The organism is Mesorhizobium sp. 128a (genome assembly GCF_053848025.1).
This window is the reverse complement of the sequence record NZ_JBSPKY010000022.1, coordinates 52,753-70,321: the sequence shown is the minus strand read 5'-3', so window position 1 is coordinate 70,321 and position 17,569 is coordinate 52,753. Positions and strand designations below refer to the sequence as shown.

The window sequence follows — 17,569 nt, the reverse complement described above, 5'->3', positions numbered from 1 at the left end:
GGCACTATAGGTAAGCGCGACACCGTCGGTCACGCCATTTGCGACGCCGAGGTGCCGGTTGGTATGCTTCCTTCGGAGGCGGTCGCCGACACGCTGGCGCGGGACCAAGAAGGCCGCCTGAACAGCGGCCTTCAAGTTCGACCGCGCCTCAAGCGGCACAGACGTCACGCAGCCTGGACTCAGGCAGCCTTGTCGGTCGCCGGCTTCGCGACCTTGGTGCGAGTAGCGCTGCGGCGGCCATCGACGCTGACCGGAACGTCGCCGTCGACCGTGGCGCGACGGACCACCCGGTGCTGATCGCCATAGTCGTTGACTGCGTAGTGCTGCGTGGCCCGGTTGTCCCAGATCGCCACATCGCCGGCTTTCCAGCGCCACCGGACGGTGTTCTCCGGTGCGGTGACATAGGACTGGAACACCTCGTAGAGCCGCGCTGAATCGCTCTTGGAAAGACCGATGAGCCGTTGCACGAAATTGCCGAGCAACAGCGTGCGCTCGCCTGTTTCGGGATGGACGCGGACAACGGGATGCTCGGTCTCGTAGATCGTCGAGGTGAAGACCTCCTCGAAGTGCTTCTTTTCCGCGGCGCTCGCCCGCGGCCGGACTGCGGCGTAGTCGTAGACGTTGCTGTGAACCGCCCAGAGATTGTCCGCGAGCAGCTTCAACGGCTCGGGCAGGTCCTGGTAGGCCGCGGCGGTGTTCGACCAGATGGTGTCGCCACCGGCCGGCGGTATGACGACGCCGCGGAGAACGGAGAATTTCGGATAGGCGTCGACGAAGGTGACATCGGTATGCCACTGATCGGCACGACCGCCGCCCCGGCTTGAATCGAGCTCGAGAATGGACGCCGTTCCCTTGACGGGACCCTGGGTCGGATGCGGCACGAGGTCGCCGAGCCGATGCGCGAAGCGCTCCTGCTCGGCATCGTCGAGATGCGCCTGATCGCGGAAGAAGACAACCTTGTGCTGCAACAGGATCTGGTTGATCGCCGCTACCGTCTGCTGCGGCAGGTCGCCGGAAAGCCGTATGTTCCTGATCTCTGCGCCCACACGTCCGGTAAGCGGGACAATATCGTCTTGCGGGATGATCTGATCTACGGAGACAAGCTTGGTCATGGAAACCTCTATCCTCTGAAACCGCGGGCTGCTGGCAACGCTCCGCCGTTTGCCGGCCGCATAGCGATCGGCGGAGCACCCCCGAAAAACGGAGTTGTCTTGCTTGGTACAAAGCGCCGATCGCCACTTTGGAGGTGAAGACGTCAGAACTTGGCGAACAGCGCTGGGGTCTTATTCAAGCTTAATTCTACAAATTCGATAGAAAAAGAGTTTTAAAGTTCGACGGCTTGAGGAAAAATGACTTCTGCCCGAGCTCGTACTCACTTCGCGGGAGAGCTGCTGGTCGCAAGACACAGCAGGACGTCGAGACATGATCGCTGTCTGGCTCTGGATGGCGGCGATACCGACGGATCGAGAGTGAATTTTGGTGCGGTCGAGAAGACGCGAACAAAACTTTAAATGTTATAAATCATATAGTTAGCGGTCATATTTTGAATTTTTGTAGTGCAATTGGTAGTGCATTTTGCCGCCGGTTCGGTAGATATGAATACGCTCCACGAACCCCTTGTCGAGGATCGCCGACTGAGAAGCCCGGGATCTGCCGTAGAGTCCTCACGGATTTGCCGACCTTCCTTCGAGATTGGTAGGCCCGGAAGGTGTAGGAACTTACAAGAAAAACAATGGCTTAGCGGATGGATAGCTACCTTATATCCTTCGTATGATCTCGTATGGTCTGGCGACCCGGTAGCAAGGATACTGATTATCCCCACAATTCCACGCTTCATGGCAGCTAAATGCGGACGGTTCGCATTGGAAGTGTGTTGGTTGCGGGTACGCGCTGCTCGATCTTCTCACGGGTGATAGTGCGGCTATTGTCGCAGATGGCCCGGCGCTGGTGGTTGAGGCAGGCATAGCGGTCTCGTGTGAACAGGCCATAGCGCCCGACGCAGCTGCCGCAGATGAGCAGGCCGGAGAGGTGGGAGAGCGGCCGCGTACATCCGATGGTACAATGAAAAGCGCATCAGATTATCCCTGGGCTCACGAAGTCCAGTCGAATATCGAAGAAGCCTCGGCCTAACCGTATAAATAGTCCAACTTTTTATCCGCATCCCCCCGGGTCAGCTCTCAGCGGAAATCAACACCCTCGTACCGTTGCCACTCAAATCCGTAGCCGTCGAGTTCGCGTCCGTCCACCGCCTTGAGTACCACGGGCGGCAGCACCTCGTGGCGCTTGCTGTCCACCATGCTTGCCTTGAGTTCCCCAGGTTCGAATGTGTGCTTCTCACCCCACTGCCAGAGAGCGACAATGATCACATGCAGATCCCTGCCTTTTTCGGTCAGCACATATTCCTGATAAGCGCTGCCATCCGAAGCTGGGACCATCTCAAGGATTCGTTCGCCCACCAGCTTCTTGAGGCGGGCAGCAAGAATGTTCTTTGCTAGACCCAGTCTTTTCTGGAAGTCGCTGAATCGACGCGTGCCATAGAATGCGTTGCGAACGATCAGTAGAGACCACCAGTCTCCGATTTCGCCCACAGAGCGCGCTATGGCGCATGCGCTCTTCTCGAAACTCGTGCGCTTTCCCTTCAAGATTTCAGTTCCCTTCAACACGAGGGCGACGGCCGACCCTACGAACTTACCGACCGTACCATGAAAAAAATTAGTTGCAAAATTAAACCAATCGCGTACAGCTAATCAAGTTGCAAAATTAAACCACATTGTCGGAGTGCAATCATGGCGAAAGACAAGGATGCCCTACCCCTGAAATGGGACGTGTTTATCCGCAGGCGCGCTAGCGCAACCCAAGGCGTTCCGTCCGGCAAGGACGACCTCAAATGGGTATCGAACGCGGTCACACTCATCTACGGTGACAGCGATGCGGTTCTCGTTGACACGTTGCTCAGCGACCAGCAGAACAGCGAACTCGCGGACTGGATAGAGGCGCGTCACAAGACCCTGCGCTGGATCTACGTCACCCATGCCCATCCTGATCATTTTTTTGGGCTTGCACTGCTTCTGAAACGGTTTCCAACCGCCCGCGCGATCGCCCTGCCGCAAGTCGTCGCCCTGATGCGCAAGATCATTACGCCCGAATTCATTGCCGAGAACTGGGAGAAGCGATTTCCAGGCCAGATCCCTGAAACGCTTGTCGCCGCCGAAGAAGTCGGCTCCGACGGGTTCGAGCTGGAAGGCGACAAGCTCGTTCCTATCGAGGTCGGCCACACGGACACCGATCACACGACCAGTTTGTTCGTGCCATCGATAGGTCTCGTCGTGACGGGAGATGCTGCCTACAACGGCACACATCCGTATCTTGGCGAGTCCGATCATGCTGGACGCCTGGAGTGGATTGCCGCCATCGACAAAATCTCCGCGCTCCAACCGCGCCATGTCGTTGTCGGTCATGGTCCGCTCGATCCAGACCATGCAGCGGCGCATCTCGTCGCCACCCGGAAGTACGTCGAGACCTTCGATCGGCTCGATAGCCAGACGGCCACCGCGCAGGAGCTGTATGATCACATGATCGAGCTTTACCCCGACCGGATCAACCCCGGATCCCTGTGGGGTGCCGCCCACGCAGCCAAGGCTTTTCTCGCGCGGAAGTCCGCCTGAGGGCTCCAATCACCATTTATCCCGACACAGAAGGAAATTCGACATGAAAGCAGTCCAGTATCAGGCTTACGGCGACTACCATCAGAACCGGGTGGTGGACCTGCCGAAGCCCCAGGCGGCCGAAGGCGAGGTTCTCGTCGACATGAAAGCGTTCGGCATCAACCCTCTCGACAACACATTCCGGTCCGGCCACTTCTACGCAGCAACTGCCGAAAACCTGCCGCGGATCGGTGGCCAGACGGGTGTGGGCATCGTCGTCGAATCCAAATCCGCGAACTTCGCAGTCGGTGACCGGGTGTTCGTGACCGGACGTGGCTTCGGCCTCGTCGCTGACGGCACCTGGCGGGAATATGTCGCCGCTCCCGCAGCCGGACTGGCTAAGGTACCGGACCATGTTGACGACGCGCACGCCGCTGCCTTCCTGGCGGGCGCAGGATACCTGACTGCCCATCTGGTACTCACCGAATTCACGCAATTCAAGCAAGGCCAGACCATCCTTGCTCCGGGCGTCGGAGGCGCAGTTGGCATGGAAGCGGTGCAGCTCGCAAAGGTCTTTGGAGCTTCGAAGGCCATTTCCACGGCCAGTACGACGGCCAAGGCCGAGCAGGCCAAGGCCGCAGGATACGAACACGTTATCGATCTTTCCAGGGAGAGCATGAAGGACGGCGTGATGCGCATTACTGACGGCAAGGGCGTGGACGTCGTTATCGACGGCGTAAGCGGCAAGCTTACAAAGGACTCGGTCGGGTCACTCGCACAGGGCGGACTGCTCGCCGTTGTCGGCTATGCCGGAGGCCGCGAGGCGGAAGTCGACGTGACCGACATCATCTGGAAGGCCGCGACGATCCGAGGCTTTACGATGAGACTGTTCACTCCGGAAAAGCTGGGCGCGGCCCAGGCGAAACTCCGGGAATATCTGGCCGAAAAAAAGCTCCAGCCCACCGTCGCCAAGACGTTCCCGCTCAACCAGGCGCCGGATGCTCTCCGCTATCTGATCGAGGGACGCCCCTTTGGGCGTGTCGTGATGACGGCTTAAGGCAGTAGCTAGGGGTCAGCGAAGCCGGTTGTTGATTTGCGCTGAGAGCTGACCCGTTCCCCGAGGCGACCTTCCAGTCCGGCTCGACCCTGCTCCAGGTCATCATTGTCAGAAACGGCTTGCCGCATAATTGCCCATGATGCAACATGCAGTGCAATTTTGACCGAATTGCCAATAAAAAAGGCGGCCTAGCCGCCTATTCTACTTTAAAATCAGCTACTTACTGAATCATGGCAATGGTGCGGTCGAGAAGACTCGAACTTCCACGGGTTGCCCCACAGCGACCTCAACGCTGCGCGTCTACCAATTCCGCCACGACCGCCCGTGGTAGGAGCCGGAACGAACCGGCTCGCGGCGTGTAGCAAATCGTTTCCGGCGAAACAAGGGCGCGGCGTGCAATAATCGCCGGGAATTGGCATAACGGCGGGGAAGGCCGAAATGCGCTGATATCTGGACGTTTCAGCCTGATACCGCCATATGAAGGGCAGATGCATTCCGCCCCAGGGCGCAAGGCGGTTTCGGAAGCCGGCATGCATTGCGCGAAAAAACGAAAAGCCATGACAGAACGCAGCCAGATCGCCACGTCCTTCCTGCCCTTGCCCGGTTCAGCACCCGTCGAATGGCGCATCGAGCCCGGTTTGACCGGCTACACCGATGCGCTTGCCCTGATGGAAGCGCGCGCCGAGGCGATCCGCACCGGTGCGGCCGCCGAAATGGTCTGGCTGGTCGAGCACCCGCCGCTTTACACCGCCGGCACCAGCGCCCGCATCGAGGACCTGATTGATCCCGACCGTTTCCCGGTATTCGCCGCCGGGCGCGGCGGCGAATACACCTATCACGGACCGGGCCAGCGGGTCGCCTATGTGATGCTCGATTTGAAGCGCCGGCGCGAGGATGTGCGCGCCTTCGTCGCCGCGCTCGAGCAATGGATCATCGGCACGCTCTCCGCCTTCAACGTGCGCGGCGAACGCCGCGAGGACCGCGTCGGCGTCTGGGTGGTGCGACCCGATCGCCCTTCCCTGCCCGACGGCTCGCCGGCCGAAGACAAGATCGCGGCCATCGGCATCCGGCTGCGGCGCTGGGTGAGCTTTCACGGCATCGCCGTCAATGTCGAACCGGATCTCAGCCATTTCAGCGGCATCGTGCCCTGCGGCGTGCCGGACCACGGCGTGACCAGCCTTGTCGATCTCGGCCTGCCCGTGACCATGACTGATTTCGACCTGGCGCTGAAGTCAGCTTTCGAGGATGTCTTTGGCGCGGCCGAGGGCGTTTCCACCGAACCGGCGCGCAAAGCCGGCTGATGCCTCGGCTCGATCAAACGCTCAAAGCAACCGCGCCGAGGCCCACAACAACCCGTAACCGTGGATGGCGAAGACGGCCAGCAGCGCGCCGGCCATGGCGAAACGGTCGAAGGTGCGGATCGGCTTCAGCTCGTGGCGCGGCTTTACCCCGCTTCCCACTGTCAACAGGCTGAGAATCGCAAAGACAGCGCCCGCCACCAGCAGAAAGCTTTGGGAAAAACCGGCCAGCCAGCCGAGCGCCAGCAAGGCAGAGAGCAGGGAAAACGAGGCCAGTGCCAGCATGATCGGACCCGGACAGATCTGGCGCAGCACCTGGCCGCCATCGAATTTCCAAACCGGCACCAGATTGGCGATGTTGAACAGCGCGGCAAAGCCTGCGAGCGTCGCCAGAAGGGCTGCGGCCAGCCGATACCCCTCGCCGGACGCGAAGCCGCTGGCGACGATCAGCAGCGGCACCAGGAAAGCGGAAAAGCCGGCGCCCATCAGCGCCACGAAGGCGACCTCGAAGCGGCTGTCATAGGGCCGGCCGCCAATGGCGATGCCGCCGAGCAGCGGGATGAAGATCATCCGCGCCCTGCGGTGCCCGGTCAGCCGGAAGGCTGCCATATGGCCGAGTTCGTGCAGGGCGACCACCGAGGTCAGGATCGCGGCCAGCGCAAAGCCACCGCGATTGAGCCCGAAGAACGGCCACAGGATGAAGGCCGAAAGAATGGCAAAGCCGACCTGGCTCAGCGGATGCTCGAACCAGCCACCCTTGCGATACTGTCCGGTCCTCGCCCAATGTTGCAGCTTGCCAAGCTCGCGTCGCATGGCGAAGTAGCGGAACACCAGGAAGGCGACGCCGCGATATCGGTCGGTCTGGCTGAGCGTCACGCGCGTGGCAGCAGCTTCCGAAACAAGTTCGGTGGTCTCATAAAAATCCTTCCAGAACGAAGCATCGAGGGCGGTATCCTCGATAACGCGCATCGAAAAACGACTGCCTTCGACGACGTCTTCGAAGCGCGACCTGCGCTCGATCGGCTGGCCGTCACGGCCTTCCCAGGACAACATGATGCGGGCCGTGCCCTGCCCGTCCAACAGCTGCGCCGAGAGTATCTCGCCGGACCAGCCAGCATCGCTGCCGAGCGGCCACAGCGCCTGCCAGAGGCGCTGCCGGTCCATGGCCACCACGCGGCTGAGTCTCACCGTGCGCAAGCCGAGCGGCGCGGTCAGCAAAAAGAAAATCAGTCCGAGATTACCGGCCACGAGAAGGACCGTCACGATCGGCGACACTTGGGCGTTTGCTCCCTGTCTTTGGCAGGGCACCCTAGCGTCATGGCGGCAAGAAAGGCTTAACGGCGCAACGCCCTCCTGCCCGCCCTAAGACACTGCGGCGGACCGCAGATCCATCACATGGCGCCGATCCAGACCGCCATGGAAACGAGAAACGCACTCATGCACACCAACGAAACGACGTCCTGAACAAGATCGCTCATAACTCTCTCCTGTTGTTGCTATGTTCGTATTTTGTTCTAATTTTGTTCGAATGTCAACGATCTCCTTAAGCGCACCGAATGGATTTCGGGCGGCGCGTTTGGGCAGGGTTAAGGAAAGGTTTATGGGGTATTCGAGGGCTGTTCTTCCGCCTTGGCACCGACCCAGGGCATGTCGAGACTCAGGTCAGGCCGAGTCGAGAATGGTGGATACCGAGAACCGGAGCGGAGCGTACTTTTGGGTACGTGAGCACCGGAAGCGCAGGAAGCCGCCTTTCGCAGGCCGGCCTCACCTGAGTATCGACGTGCCCTACAGCGGGACGACCTTACCCTCTTGCAGCGTCACCCGGCGATCCATCCGAGAGGCCAGCTCGTGATTGTGGGTTGCGATCAGCGCAGCCAGACCGGACTGCTTGACCAGCGCGCCCAGCGCCTCGAACACATAGGAGGCGGTGACCGGGTCGAGATTGCCGGTCGGCTCGTCGGCCAAGAGCAGCAAGGGCGCGTTGGCGACCGCACGCGCGATGGCGACGCGCTGCTGCTCGCCGCCGGACAGTTCCGACGGTCGGTGCGAGGCGCGCTTGCCGATCTGCATGTAATCGAGCAGTTGCGCCGCGCGCTCCGCCGCTTCCTTGCGCGACAGCCCCTTGATCAGCTGCGGCATCATGATGTTTTCGAGCGCCGAAAACTCCGGCAGCAGATGATGGAACTGATAGACGAAGCCGACATCGTTGCGGCGGATCGCTGTGCGCTCGTCGTCGGAGAGCCGCCCGCAGGCGCGGCCGGCCAAAATGACGTCGCCGGCGTCGGGGCGCTCGAGCAGGCCCGCAGTGTGCAAGAGCGTCGACTTGCCGGTGCCCGACGGCGCCACCAGCGCCACCATCTCGCCGCGCTTCAGCGAGAAATCGGCGCCGTTCAAAATGGTGAGCTTGCGCGGCCCCTGGACATAGTGCCGCTCGACGCTCTTCAGCTCGATAATGATCTCGGACTTCATTCGTATCTCAAGGCCTCGACCGGATCGAGACGGGCGGCCCGCCACGCCGGAAACACGGTTGCCAGGAAAGACAGGCCGAGCGCCATCAGGATGACATAGGTGGTCTCGCGCGGGTCCATCTTTGCCGGCAACTGGCTGAGGAAATAGAGCTCCGGATTGAACAGCACTTTGCCGGTCATCCAGGAAAAGAACTGGCGGATGGATTCGATGTTGGTGCAGATCAGCACCCCGAGCAGCACGCCGGCGAGCGTGCCGGTGACGCCGATCGCCGCCCCCGTCATCAGGAAGATGCGCAGGATGGCGCTGCGCGATGCGCCCATCGTGCGCAGGATGGCGATGTCGTGGCCCTTGTCCTTCACCAGCATGATCAGGCCGGAGATGATGTTGAGCGCCGCCACCAGCACGATCAGCGTCAGGATCATGAACATGACGTTGCGCTCGACCTGCAGTGCTGAAAAGAACGTCTCGTTGCGCTGGCGCCAGTCGACCATGTCGATCGGCCGCTGCGCCGCCGCGTCGACCAGCGGTTTCAGCGCATCGACATTATCGGGATTGTCGACATAGATCTCGATCGTCTGCGCCCTGCCATCCATGTTGAAATAGAGCTGCGCTTCCGAAAACGGCATGTAGACGATGGAGCTGTCATACTCCGACATGCCGACCTCGAAGATCGCCGCCACCTTGTAGCCCTTCAGGCGCGGTGTCGTGCCCATCGGCGTCACATCGCCTTCCGGCGAGATCAGCGTGATGGTGTCGCCGAGCACGAGGCCGAGATTCTCCGCCATGCGCTTGCCGATGGCGACGCCCTCGCCGGAATCGAAGCCGTCAAGGGTGCCTTGTTTGACGTTTTGGGCGACGATGGCGATCTTGCCGAGGTCTTCAGCACGTATGCCGCGCACCAGCGCGCCCATGCCGCCGCCGACGTTGCCTTGCGCCAGCACCTGGCCGTCGATCAGCGGAATGGCGTATTTGACGCCGGCCACGCCGTTGATGCGGGCGGCAACCTGCGCATAGTCCTCAAGCGGCGAATCCAGCGGCTGGACGATCAGATGGCCGTTGACGCCGAGGATGCGGGTCAGAAGCTCAGCCCTGAACCCGTTCATCACCGCCATGACGACGATCAGCGTGGCGACGCCGAGCATGATGCCAAGGAAGGAGATCGAGGCGATGACCGAGATCACCGTTTCCTTGCGGCGCGACCGCAGATAGCGCCAGGCGACCATGCGTTCGAACATGGAGAACGGCCCGGCGACCGGAGACTTGGCGACCGGCGACTTGCCGACCGGAGATTTGGCGACCGGAGATTTCGCTGCCGCGGCTTCGCTCATGCGGTTGCACCGAAGCGTTTCCTGGCCTCCGCGACCGCCAGCGTCTCGCGCTCGCCGGTCCTGCGGTTCTTGATCTCGATCTCGCCGGCAGCAACGCCGCGCGGGCCGACGATCACCTGCCAGGGCAGACCGATCAGATCGGCGGTGGCGAACTTGCCGCCCGGCCGCTGGTCGGTGTCGTCATAGAGCACGTCCTTGCCGGCGCCGGTGAAGGCGGCATAGAGCTCGCCGCAGACCCGGTCGCAGTCGGCATCGCCCACCTTCATGTTGATCAGGCCGATGTCGAACGGCGCCACCGCGTCCGGCCAGATAATGCCGTTATCGTCATGGCTGGCCTCGATGATCGCCGCCACCAGGCGCGACGGCCCGATCCCGTAGGAGCCGCCGGAGACGAAATGATCCTTGCCGTCGGGCCCGGTCACCTTGGCGCCCATGGGCTTGGAATATTTGTCGCCGAAATGGAAGATGTGGCCGACCTCGATGCCGCGCGCCGAGACCCGTTCGGCTTCGCCGAGCTTGTCCCAGGCCGCCTCGTCATGCATCTCGTCGGTGGCGGCGTAGGGCGTCGTCCAGGTCTTGACGATGTCGGCGATCTCGCCGTCATTGGCAAAGTCGGTGTTTTCACCGGGCACCTGGAGCGACAGATACTCGCGGTCGCAATAGACCTGGCTCTCGCCGGTGTCGGCCAGGATGATGAATTCATGGCTGAGATCGCCGCCAATCGGCCCCGTGTCGGCCCGCATCGGGATCGCCTGCAGCCCCATGCGCGTGAACGTCCTGAGATAGGAGACGAACATCCTGTTGTAAGCTGCCTTGGCGCCCTCGAAATCGAGGTCGAAGGAATAGGCGTCCTTCATCAGGAACTCGCGTGAACGCATGACACCGAAGCGCGGCCGCACCTCGTCGCGGAACTTCCACTGGATATGGTAGAGGTTGAGCGGCAGGTCCTTGTAGGACTTGACGTAGGCGCGCACGATCTCGGTGACCACTTCCTCATTGGTCGGACCGTAGAGCATGTCGCGGTCCTGTCGGTCCTTGATGCGCAGCATCTCCTTGCCATAGTCGTCATAGCGGCCACTTTCGCGCCACAGATCGGCCGACTGGATGGTCGGCATCAGGATTTCCAGCGCGCCGGCGCGGTTCTGCTCCTCGCGGATGATGCGGCAGACCTTGTCCAGAACCAGCTTGCCCAGCGGCAGCCAGGAAAAGCTGCCCTGACCCTGCTGGCGGATCATGCCGGCACGCAGCATCAGCCGGTGCGAGACGATCTCGGCCTCACGCGGATTTTCTTTCAGGATGGGCAGGAAAAACTGCGACAAACGCATGGACAGGTCCGTGAGAGAGGAGGCTGCACCGGAATCGGCGCGGCTGGCTTGCTTGCCCCGGCTTCATAGCTATTTCGTGACGGAATGGAAACCCGACCGGCCGCACCGGCCCGAAATCGCAAAATCGATTCTTCTTCCAAAGACCTTCGAACCGAAAACGGTAATGCTTTTGATGCAAGGTGCCGGGCATGGCTGCAAAGTGCTGACACACGCTTTGCGCGTCTGAGCGACACAGCACACCTGGCCACATTCATTGGGCAGCGCCGGTGTTGTTCGTTTCGCAAGCAAAGCCTGCCGTACTATTGTGCAGTGCAGCACAGGATTGCCCGTTTGCGGGCAAAATTCTGCGTGACAATTTCATCGGGGTTAGGCTAGTGTGCCCCGATAACCGAGAGGGTAGAGAAAAATCTGCTCTCCTACGCGGTCAAAGTCTTGGGAGGATGCGATCTAGGCGCGGTACCCGCTGCCGCCGGAAACCGGAAAACAGATCGGAACGCGTTTAAATTGCAAGGCCTTGTGCCTTGCATTTTTTTTGTTCAATCAGCTGGTTAGATCGACCTGTTGCCAAATCACGTGAGCCTGCCTCAGGCCGATGCCAGGTCGTGATTCTATTGCGGCTGGGCCATACCTGGGCACGAATGGCGCCTCGCAAGCCGGCGAGACAAAACTGGAGTTTGGTGCTCCGAAAACAGGCACAAACACCCTATGCGATCTTTCGGCGGGAAACGTTTTAGTTAGCCGGTGCCTGGCTGGCTTCGGGGATGATGTGCGGGACTTCGTCGAGGCTGTAACCCAGCCCATGCGTCAGGCCGTAGAAAATGCCCATGACGACAGCCGTGACGATGGTGGTACGGATCACGGCGCGCAGCATATGCGGCCCGCGCGGGGCGCTGGCAACCGTGCCCAGCGTCACGTCGTGATCGTCATCCTGCGTATGCACGCTGAACGGCAGCACGATGAACAGCATCAGCCACCATGTGATGAAGAACAGCGCGGCAAACGAAATCCAGCTCATGCCTGCTCCAGTTCGACCAGCGTGCCGAAGAAATCCTTGGGATGCAGGAACAACACCGGCTTGCCGTGGGCGCCGGTTTTGGGATTGCCGTCGCCCAGCACGCGGGCGCCGCTCGCCTTGAGATGATCGCGCGCGGCAAGGATATCGTCGACCTCATAGCAGACATGATGCATGCCGCCCGAGGGGTTTTTCTCCAGGAAAGCCGCGATCGGCGAGCCTTCGCCCAGCGGCTCCAACAGTTCGATCTTGGTGTTGCCGACATCGACGAACACCACCGTCACGCCGTGCTCCGGCAGCGCCTGCGGCGCGGTCACCCGGGCGCCCAGCGTATCGCGATAGGCGGCGATCGCCGCAGCCAGATCCGGCACGGCAAGCGCGACATGGTTCAGGCGTCCCAGCATGAAACCTCCAGCTTCCATTCTGGCGTCTTACGGCAAATCGGCCGACATCAATAGCCTTTGCGGAGGCGCGCAAGGTCGCACTTGGGTGAACCGCCGGCCTGTTCCAATCGGTGTCGGCGAAGTACAAACGGCAATGTCCGATGCCCGCCTCCGCGTTTTCAGCTTCGATCTTGGCTCGTTCAAGGTCGCCGCCCTGCTCGACGCCGTCGATCTCCGCGACAATCTCGCGGCTGCCTTCGCCCCTGGACAATCGCCGGACGCGGTGCGGGAACTCGCCATGTCGAACTTCATCGATCCCAACCGATACGAGCATTGCTTCATCCCGACGCTGATCGACACCGGTGCAGAGAAGATCCTGTTCGATACCGGTTTCGGCGACGCCGACAGTTCGCTGCTGCAATGCCTGCAAGACCTCGGGCTCGAACCCGCCGACATCGATTTGGTGGTCATCACGCATGGCCACCCCGACCACATCGGTGGCCTTATGAACAAGGGCGAAGCCGTCTTCAGCCGGGCGCGCTATGTCTTCGGCGCGGCCGAATTCGTCTTCTGGACCGAAGCCGATGCTGTGCGCGAAGCCAGGCTGAGCAACCGCGACCTGTTCCGGCGCGTCTGCATCGGCCTTGCCGACCGGGCGCAATTCGTAGCGCCGGGAGACGAGGTCGTGCCCGGCATCACCGCGATCGAAGCCGCCGGCCATTCCCCAGGGTTGCTGGCGTTTCACGTCGAGAGCGATGGGCAGCAATTGCTCATCTGGTCGGACGCCTTCCTGCACTCTGTCGTTTCGATCCAGCGGCCTGAGTGGCAGGCCGATCTCGACGACGAGAAGGAGCAGGCCGTCGAGACCCGCAAGCGCTTGCTGAAAATGGCCGCCGAACACCGGCTGCTTGTCGCCGGCTATCATATGCCGTTTCCGGGTCTCGGGCACATCGAGCAGGTCGACGGGACCTTTCGCTGGCTTCCCGCCACCAGCTGAACCAGCGCTTGGCTTCGCCTATCTCGTGACGAACACCGTCACCAGCGGCTTCTTGCCCCAGGCTTCGTTGGCGGCGCCGCGCACCGCGCGCCGCACCGCTTCCTGCACCAGATCGAGGTCCTTGCGCCGCTGGCGGGGGATAGAGTCCACCGCACCGACAGCCGCGTCGAGCATCAGATCTTCCATGTTCTCGCCACGCGCATCCGCCTCGGCGACGCCGATGGCCACCAGGTCGGGATCGCCGGCGAGCTCATATTTGTCGTCGAGCACGACATTGACCGCGACATGGCCTGCGAACGACAGCTTGCGCCGGTCGCGAATACCCATCGCCTGGTCGGTGCCGATCAGCCTGCCATCCTTGTAGATGCGGCCAAACGGCACCTGGTCGATGATCGTGGCCGGGCCGGGCGCCAGCCGCAGCATGTCGCCGTCGCGCACCTGCGCCACCTGGCCGATGCCGGAGGTCGACATCAGCGCCCCCTGCGCCACCAGATGTGCGGCTTCGCCATGCACGGGAACGCCGATTTGCGGGCGCACCCATTCATACATCTTGCGCAATTCGCTGCGGCGGGGATGGCCGGAGACGTGCACCAGCGCGTCACCGTCCTCGATGATCTTGATACCGAGATCGATGAGCCGGTTCTTGATCTCGAGGATCGCCTTCTCGTTGCCGGGAATGGTGCGTGAGGAAAACACCACCGTATCGCCGGCCGTCAGCGACACCGACTTCATCTCGTCGCGCGACAGTTTGGCCAGCGCCGCCAGCGGCTCGCCCTGGCTGCCGGTGCAGATGATGACCAGGTTCTCGCGCGGGATGAAACCGAAATCCTCTTCGGCGATGAACTCCGGCAGCCCGTCCATGTAGCCGAGTTCGTCGGCGACATCGATGACCCGCTTCAGCGAGCGGCCGAGCACCAGGCATTGGCGGCCGGCATCGCGCGCCGCCTTGGCGATCGAGACGATGCGCCCGACATTGGAAGAGAAGGTGGTGACCGCGACACGACCGACGGCGCTCTGGATGACACCCCTCAGGCCCTCGCCAACCGCCACTTCCGACGGCGATTCGCCTTCGCGCAGCGCATTGGTCGAATCGCAGACCAGCGCCAGCACGCCCTTGTCGCCGTAGGCGCGGAAACGCGCCTCGTCGGTTTTGGGGCCGATCGTCGGCTCCGGATCGATCTTCCAGTCGCCGGTATGGATGACCGTACCGGCCGGCGAGGTGATGGCCAGCGACATCGGCTCGGGGATGGAGTGCGCCACCGGAATGGCCTCGATCTCGAACGGCCCGACGGTGAACTTTTCGCCTGCCCGGTAGATCGTCACCGGGATTTTCGGCGCGCCCTGCTCGCCCTGTCGCTTTGCGTCCAGCAGGCCGGCGCTGAACGGCGTCATCCACACCGGCGCCTTCAGCTTCGGCCAGGTGTCGAGCAGCGCGCCGTAATGGTCTTCATGCGCGTGGGTGATGATGATGCCGCGCAGGCCGGCGAGGTTCTCCTCGATGAAGCGTGTGTCAGGCAGGATCAGGTCGACGCCCGGATGCGCCGCGTCGGGAAAGGTCACGCCGACATCGACGACGATCCATTCGCGCGCACTGGGCGGCCCGTAGCCGTAAAGGGCGAAGTTCATGCCGATCTCGCCGACGCCGCCGAGCGGCACGAAGACGAGTTCGGCGTTTTGCGCTTTCGCCATCAATCTTTCCCTTCCTGGCCACTAGAGCATGATGCCGAAAAGTGTGAGCGGTTTTCGGATAACATCATGCTCTACCCCATGTGGGGCCAGCCCCTAAACTTTTGCCGACGCTACTGCGCCGAAATGCACGTCGCCGGCGGCGACCGTCACGACCGACCCCTCATCATCGCGGATCACGAAACGGCAGTCCTCGTCAATGGTCTCGAAGGTACCGCGCACGACATTCCCGTCAATCCTGACAGCAACCTCGCCGCCAAGCCCGGCCGCGCGCGCCAACCAGCGCCGCCTGATGGCGTCGAGCCCGCGTCCGTCATCCCACAGCCGGGCATTGTCGGTCCAGGCATCCGACAGCGCCAGAAAAAGCGTTTCGGCATCGCATGCAGCGCCAAGCGCCTGCAGCGATGTCGCCGGATACGGCATATCAGTGGGATGTGCCACCACATTGACGCCGATGCCGACCGCCACCGCGAAGCGGCCGCCGTCGAGAATGGCCGATTCCAGCAGGATGCCGGCCAGCTTGGCGCCGGACGCCAGCACATCGTTCGGCCATTTCAGCTCGAAGCGGTTTTTGCCCTCACTGCCGCCATCGAAGCCGATTGCGATCCTGCCCTTCGGCACGACGGCCTCGAGCGCATCGGCCAGCGACAGGCCGGCGACGAAACCCAGCGTCGCGGCAAGGCGAAGCTCACCGCCGGTGATGACGAGCAAAGTCGCTGCCAGATTGCCTTCGGGCGATACCCAGGCACGGCCACGCCGGCCGCGCCCGCTTTCCTGCTTCTTGGAAACGACCCACAATTTGCCGGGGTCACCTGCCCTTGCATGGTCCAGTGCCACCGTATTGGTGGAGCCGATACTGTCATGGACCTCGAGCCGGAACCCTTCCGTCTCGGAGGTTGGAGCCAGCCGAAATGCCATCCCGCTCAGAAAAATGTCTTGGCGGCGGCTTCGGCGTAGGTCGCGATCGGACCGCCGATCAGCACATAGAACAGCACGAAGGCGCCACTGACGCCGAGTACGAGGCGCAGTTCGCTGGCCATCGGCACGAAGCCGCCGGCGGGTTCGTCGAACCACATGATCTTGATGATGCGCAGGTAGTAATAAGCGCCCACGACCGAGGCCAGCACGCCGATGATCGCCAGCGCATAGAGGTTGGCGTTGATGGCGGCGAGGAAGACGTACCACTTCCCCCAGAAACCGGCGAGCGGCGGGATGCCGGCCAGCGAGAACATCAGGATGGTCAGGATCGTCGCCATGATCGGGTTGGTCGAGGATAGACCGGCCAGATCGCTGATCTGCTCGACATTGCCTTCCTTGCGCCGCATGGCGAGGATGAAGGCGAAGGTGCCGAGCGTCATCACCAGATAGATCAGCATGTAGATGGCGACGCCGCGCACGCCGGCCTCGCTGTTGGCGGCAAGGCCGACCAGCGCGTAGCCCATATGGCCGATCGAGGAGTACGCCATCAGCCGCTTGATGTTGGTCTGGCCGATCGCGGCAAAGGCGCCGAGCGCCATCGAGGCGATCGAAATGAAGACGATGATCTGCTGCCAGTCCGAGGCGATCGGCTTGAAGGCGCCCATGGTGACGCGCACGATCAGCGCCATCGCCGCCATCTTGGGGGCTGCCGCCAGGAAGGCGGTGACCGGCGTCGGTGCGCCCTCATAGACATCCGGCGTCCACATATGGAACGGCACCGCCGAAATCTTGAAAGCGAGACCGGCGAGCACGAAGACCAGGCCGACGACGAGGCCAAGTTGGCGTTCGCCGCTGCCGAGCGCCGAGGCGATTTCCTGGAAGCCGACATTGCCGGTATAGCCGTAGACCAGGCTGATGCCGTAGAGCAGCATGCCCGACGACAGCGCGCCCAGCACAAAGTACTTCAGGCCGGCTTCGGTCGAACGCAGATTGTCGCGGTTGATCGCAGCCAGCACGTAGATCGCCAGCGATTGCAGTTCGAGGCCGAGATAGAGCCCGATCATGCCGTTGGCCGAGATCATCAGCATCATGCCGAGCGTGCACAGCAGGATCAGCACGGGGTATTCGAACTTGTCGAAATGCTCCTGCTTTGCGAAGCGCATCGACATCACCAGCGTCACCGCCGAACCGACCAGCGACAGCACCTTCATGAAGCGCGAGAACGGATCCTGGATGAAGGCGTTGCCGTAGGCGCTGCCCTGCCCCGTGGAAAAGACCAGCCATAGGCCGGCGATCACCAGCACCCCGACGGCAAGGCCTGTTACCAGGTTGACCATGTTGGCGCGCGAATAGGCGCCGACCATCAAGAGCGCCAGCGCGCCGATGGCGAGGATCAGCTCCGGCGTCGAGAGCGAAAGGCTGGAATAAAGGTCCGGCGTCATGGTTCGCAAA

16 protein-coding genes, 1 tRNA gene and 1 pseudogene are annotated in these 17,569 nt (G+C 62.0%); 5 read left to right on the top strand and 13 right to left on the bottom strand.

The genetic code is table 11. The features are described from left to right. Positions 1-179: 179 nt before the first annotated feature. Together ACWTU9_RS28200 and ACWTU9_RS28195 are read right to left on the bottom strand one after the other, a co-directional pair. Positions 180-1,112 carry a TauD/TfdA dioxygenase family protein gene (locus ACWTU9_RS28200; RefSeq protein ID WP_455861175.1) on the bottom strand — a complete coding sequence of 311 codons (933 nt, stop codon included), beginning with the start codon at positions 1,110-1,112 and terminating at the stop codon, positions 180-182. A gap of 730 nt (positions 1,113-1,842) precedes the next feature. Continuing rightward, the gene (locus tag ACWTU9_RS28195) at positions 1,843-2,019 is read right to left on the bottom strand and encodes a hypothetical protein (RefSeq protein WP_455861203.1); all 177 of its coding nucleotides are present in this window, start codon (positions 2,017-2,019) and stop codon (positions 1,843-1,845) included. A gap of 23 nt (positions 2,020-2,042) precedes the next feature. On the opposite strand from ACWTU9_RS28195, the pseudogene ACWTU9_RS28190 reads away from it, so the two are divergent. Beyond that, positions 2,043-2,138: pseudogene (locus ACWTU9_RS28190) on the top strand (IS3 family transposase); the annotation flags it as partial. 39 nt (positions 2,139-2,177) lie between these two features. Here the strand turns inward: ACWTU9_RS28190 and ACWTU9_RS28185 are convergent. Continuing rightward, positions 2,178-2,642: a winged helix-turn-helix transcriptional regulator gene (locus ACWTU9_RS28185; protein ID WP_455861174.1), complete on the bottom strand. Its 465-nt coding sequence runs from the start codon at positions 2,640-2,642 to the stop codon at positions 2,178-2,180. Positions 2,643-2,786: 144 nt separating this feature from the next. Here ACWTU9_RS28185 and ACWTU9_RS28180 point away from each other — a divergent pair, with 144 nt between their 5' ends. Further along, entirely contained in the window at positions 2,787-3,665 is an 879-nt protein-coding gene (locus tag ACWTU9_RS28180; RefSeq protein ID WP_455861173.1) for an MBL fold metallo-hydrolase, read from the top strand. 43 nt (positions 3,666-3,708) lie between these two features. Then, positions 3,709-4,701 (top strand): quinone oxidoreductase family protein, encoded by a 993-nt coding sequence (locus tag ACWTU9_RS28175; protein WP_455861172.1) that lies wholly within the window; start codon positions 3,709-3,711, stop codon positions 4,699-4,701. Positions 4,702-4,938: 237 nt separating this feature from the next. Here ACWTU9_RS28175 and ACWTU9_RS28170 read toward each other — a convergent pair. Next, positions 4,939-5,023: transfer RNA gene (locus ACWTU9_RS28170), tRNA-Leu, on the bottom strand. A gap of 235 nt (positions 5,024-5,258) precedes the next feature. Between ACWTU9_RS28170 and lipB the strand changes: the two genes are divergently transcribed. Continuing rightward, complete coding sequence (lipB, locus tag ACWTU9_RS28165) at positions 5,259-6,002, top strand: lipoyl(octanoyl) transferase LipB (protein ID WP_455861171.1); 744 nt, start codon at positions 5,259-5,261, stop codon at positions 6,000-6,002. A gap of 21 nt (positions 6,003-6,023) precedes the next feature. On the opposite strand, the gene ACWTU9_RS28160 is transcribed toward lipB, so the two are convergent. The 6 genes from ACWTU9_RS28160 to mce form a co-directional block, all read right to left on the bottom strand. Then, on the bottom strand, positions 6,024-7,274 hold the full coding sequence (locus ACWTU9_RS28160) for a site-2 protease family protein (RefSeq protein ID WP_455861170.1): 1,251 nt from the start codon (positions 7,272-7,274) through the stop codon (positions 6,024-6,026). A 510-nt stretch (positions 7,275-7,784) separates the two neighbouring features. Beyond that, on the bottom strand, positions 7,785-8,468 hold the full coding sequence (locus ACWTU9_RS28155) for an ABC transporter ATP-binding protein (protein WP_454587900.1): 684 nt from the start codon (positions 8,466-8,468) through the stop codon (positions 7,785-7,787). Next, positions 8,465-9,796, bottom strand: a complete 1,332-nt coding sequence (locus tag ACWTU9_RS28150) for a lipoprotein-releasing ABC transporter permease subunit (protein WP_455861169.1) — start codon at positions 9,794-9,796, stop codon at positions 8,465-8,467. The genes ACWTU9_RS28155 and ACWTU9_RS28150 overlap by 4 nt, the downstream gene beginning before the upstream one ends. Continuing rightward, entirely contained in the window at positions 9,793-11,121 is a 1,329-nt protein-coding gene (gene proS, locus ACWTU9_RS28145; protein WP_455861168.1) for a proline--tRNA ligase, read from the bottom strand. Before proS ends, ACWTU9_RS28150 begins: the two co-directional genes overlap by 4 nt. A 730-nt stretch (positions 11,122-11,851) precedes the next feature. Continuing rightward, a complete protein-coding gene (locus ACWTU9_RS28140; protein ID WP_454577556.1) occupies positions 11,852-12,136 on the bottom strand; it encodes a DUF1467 family protein in 285 nt (94 codons plus the stop codon). Next, positions 12,133-12,537, bottom strand: coding sequence for a methylmalonyl-CoA epimerase (gene mce / locus ACWTU9_RS28135; protein ID WP_112618677.1), 405 nt, complete (start codon positions 12,535-12,537; stop codon positions 12,133-12,135). Before mce ends, ACWTU9_RS28140 begins: the two co-directional genes overlap by 4 nt. 133 nt (positions 12,538-12,670) lie before the next feature. Between mce and ACWTU9_RS28130 the strand changes: the two genes are divergently transcribed. Then, complete coding sequence (locus ACWTU9_RS28130; protein ID WP_455861167.1) at positions 12,671-13,513, top strand: MBL fold metallo-hydrolase; 843 nt, start codon at positions 12,671-12,673, stop codon at positions 13,511-13,513. Between the two features lie 18 nt (positions 13,514-13,531). On the opposite strand, the gene ACWTU9_RS28125 is transcribed toward ACWTU9_RS28130, so the two are convergent. The 3 genes from ACWTU9_RS28125 to nuoN all read right to left on the bottom strand — a co-directional run bounded on the left by ACWTU9_RS28125 (position 13,532) and on the right by nuoN (position 17,559). Then, complete coding sequence (locus ACWTU9_RS28125; RefSeq protein WP_455861166.1) at positions 13,532-15,202, bottom strand: ribonuclease J; 1,671 nt, start codon at positions 15,200-15,202, stop codon at positions 13,532-13,534. A 93-nt stretch (positions 15,203-15,295) separates the two neighbouring features. Then, positions 15,296-16,117, bottom strand: coding sequence for a biotin--[acetyl-CoA-carboxylase] ligase (locus ACWTU9_RS28120; protein ID WP_455861165.1), 822 nt, complete (start codon positions 16,115-16,117; stop codon positions 15,296-15,298). Positions 16,118-16,122: 5 nt separating this feature from the next. After that, positions 16,123-17,559, bottom strand: coding sequence for an NADH-quinone oxidoreductase subunit NuoN (gene nuoN, locus ACWTU9_RS28115; protein WP_455861164.1), 1,437 nt, complete (start codon positions 17,557-17,559; stop codon positions 16,123-16,125). Between the last annotated feature and the right edge of the window lie 10 nt (positions 17,560-17,569).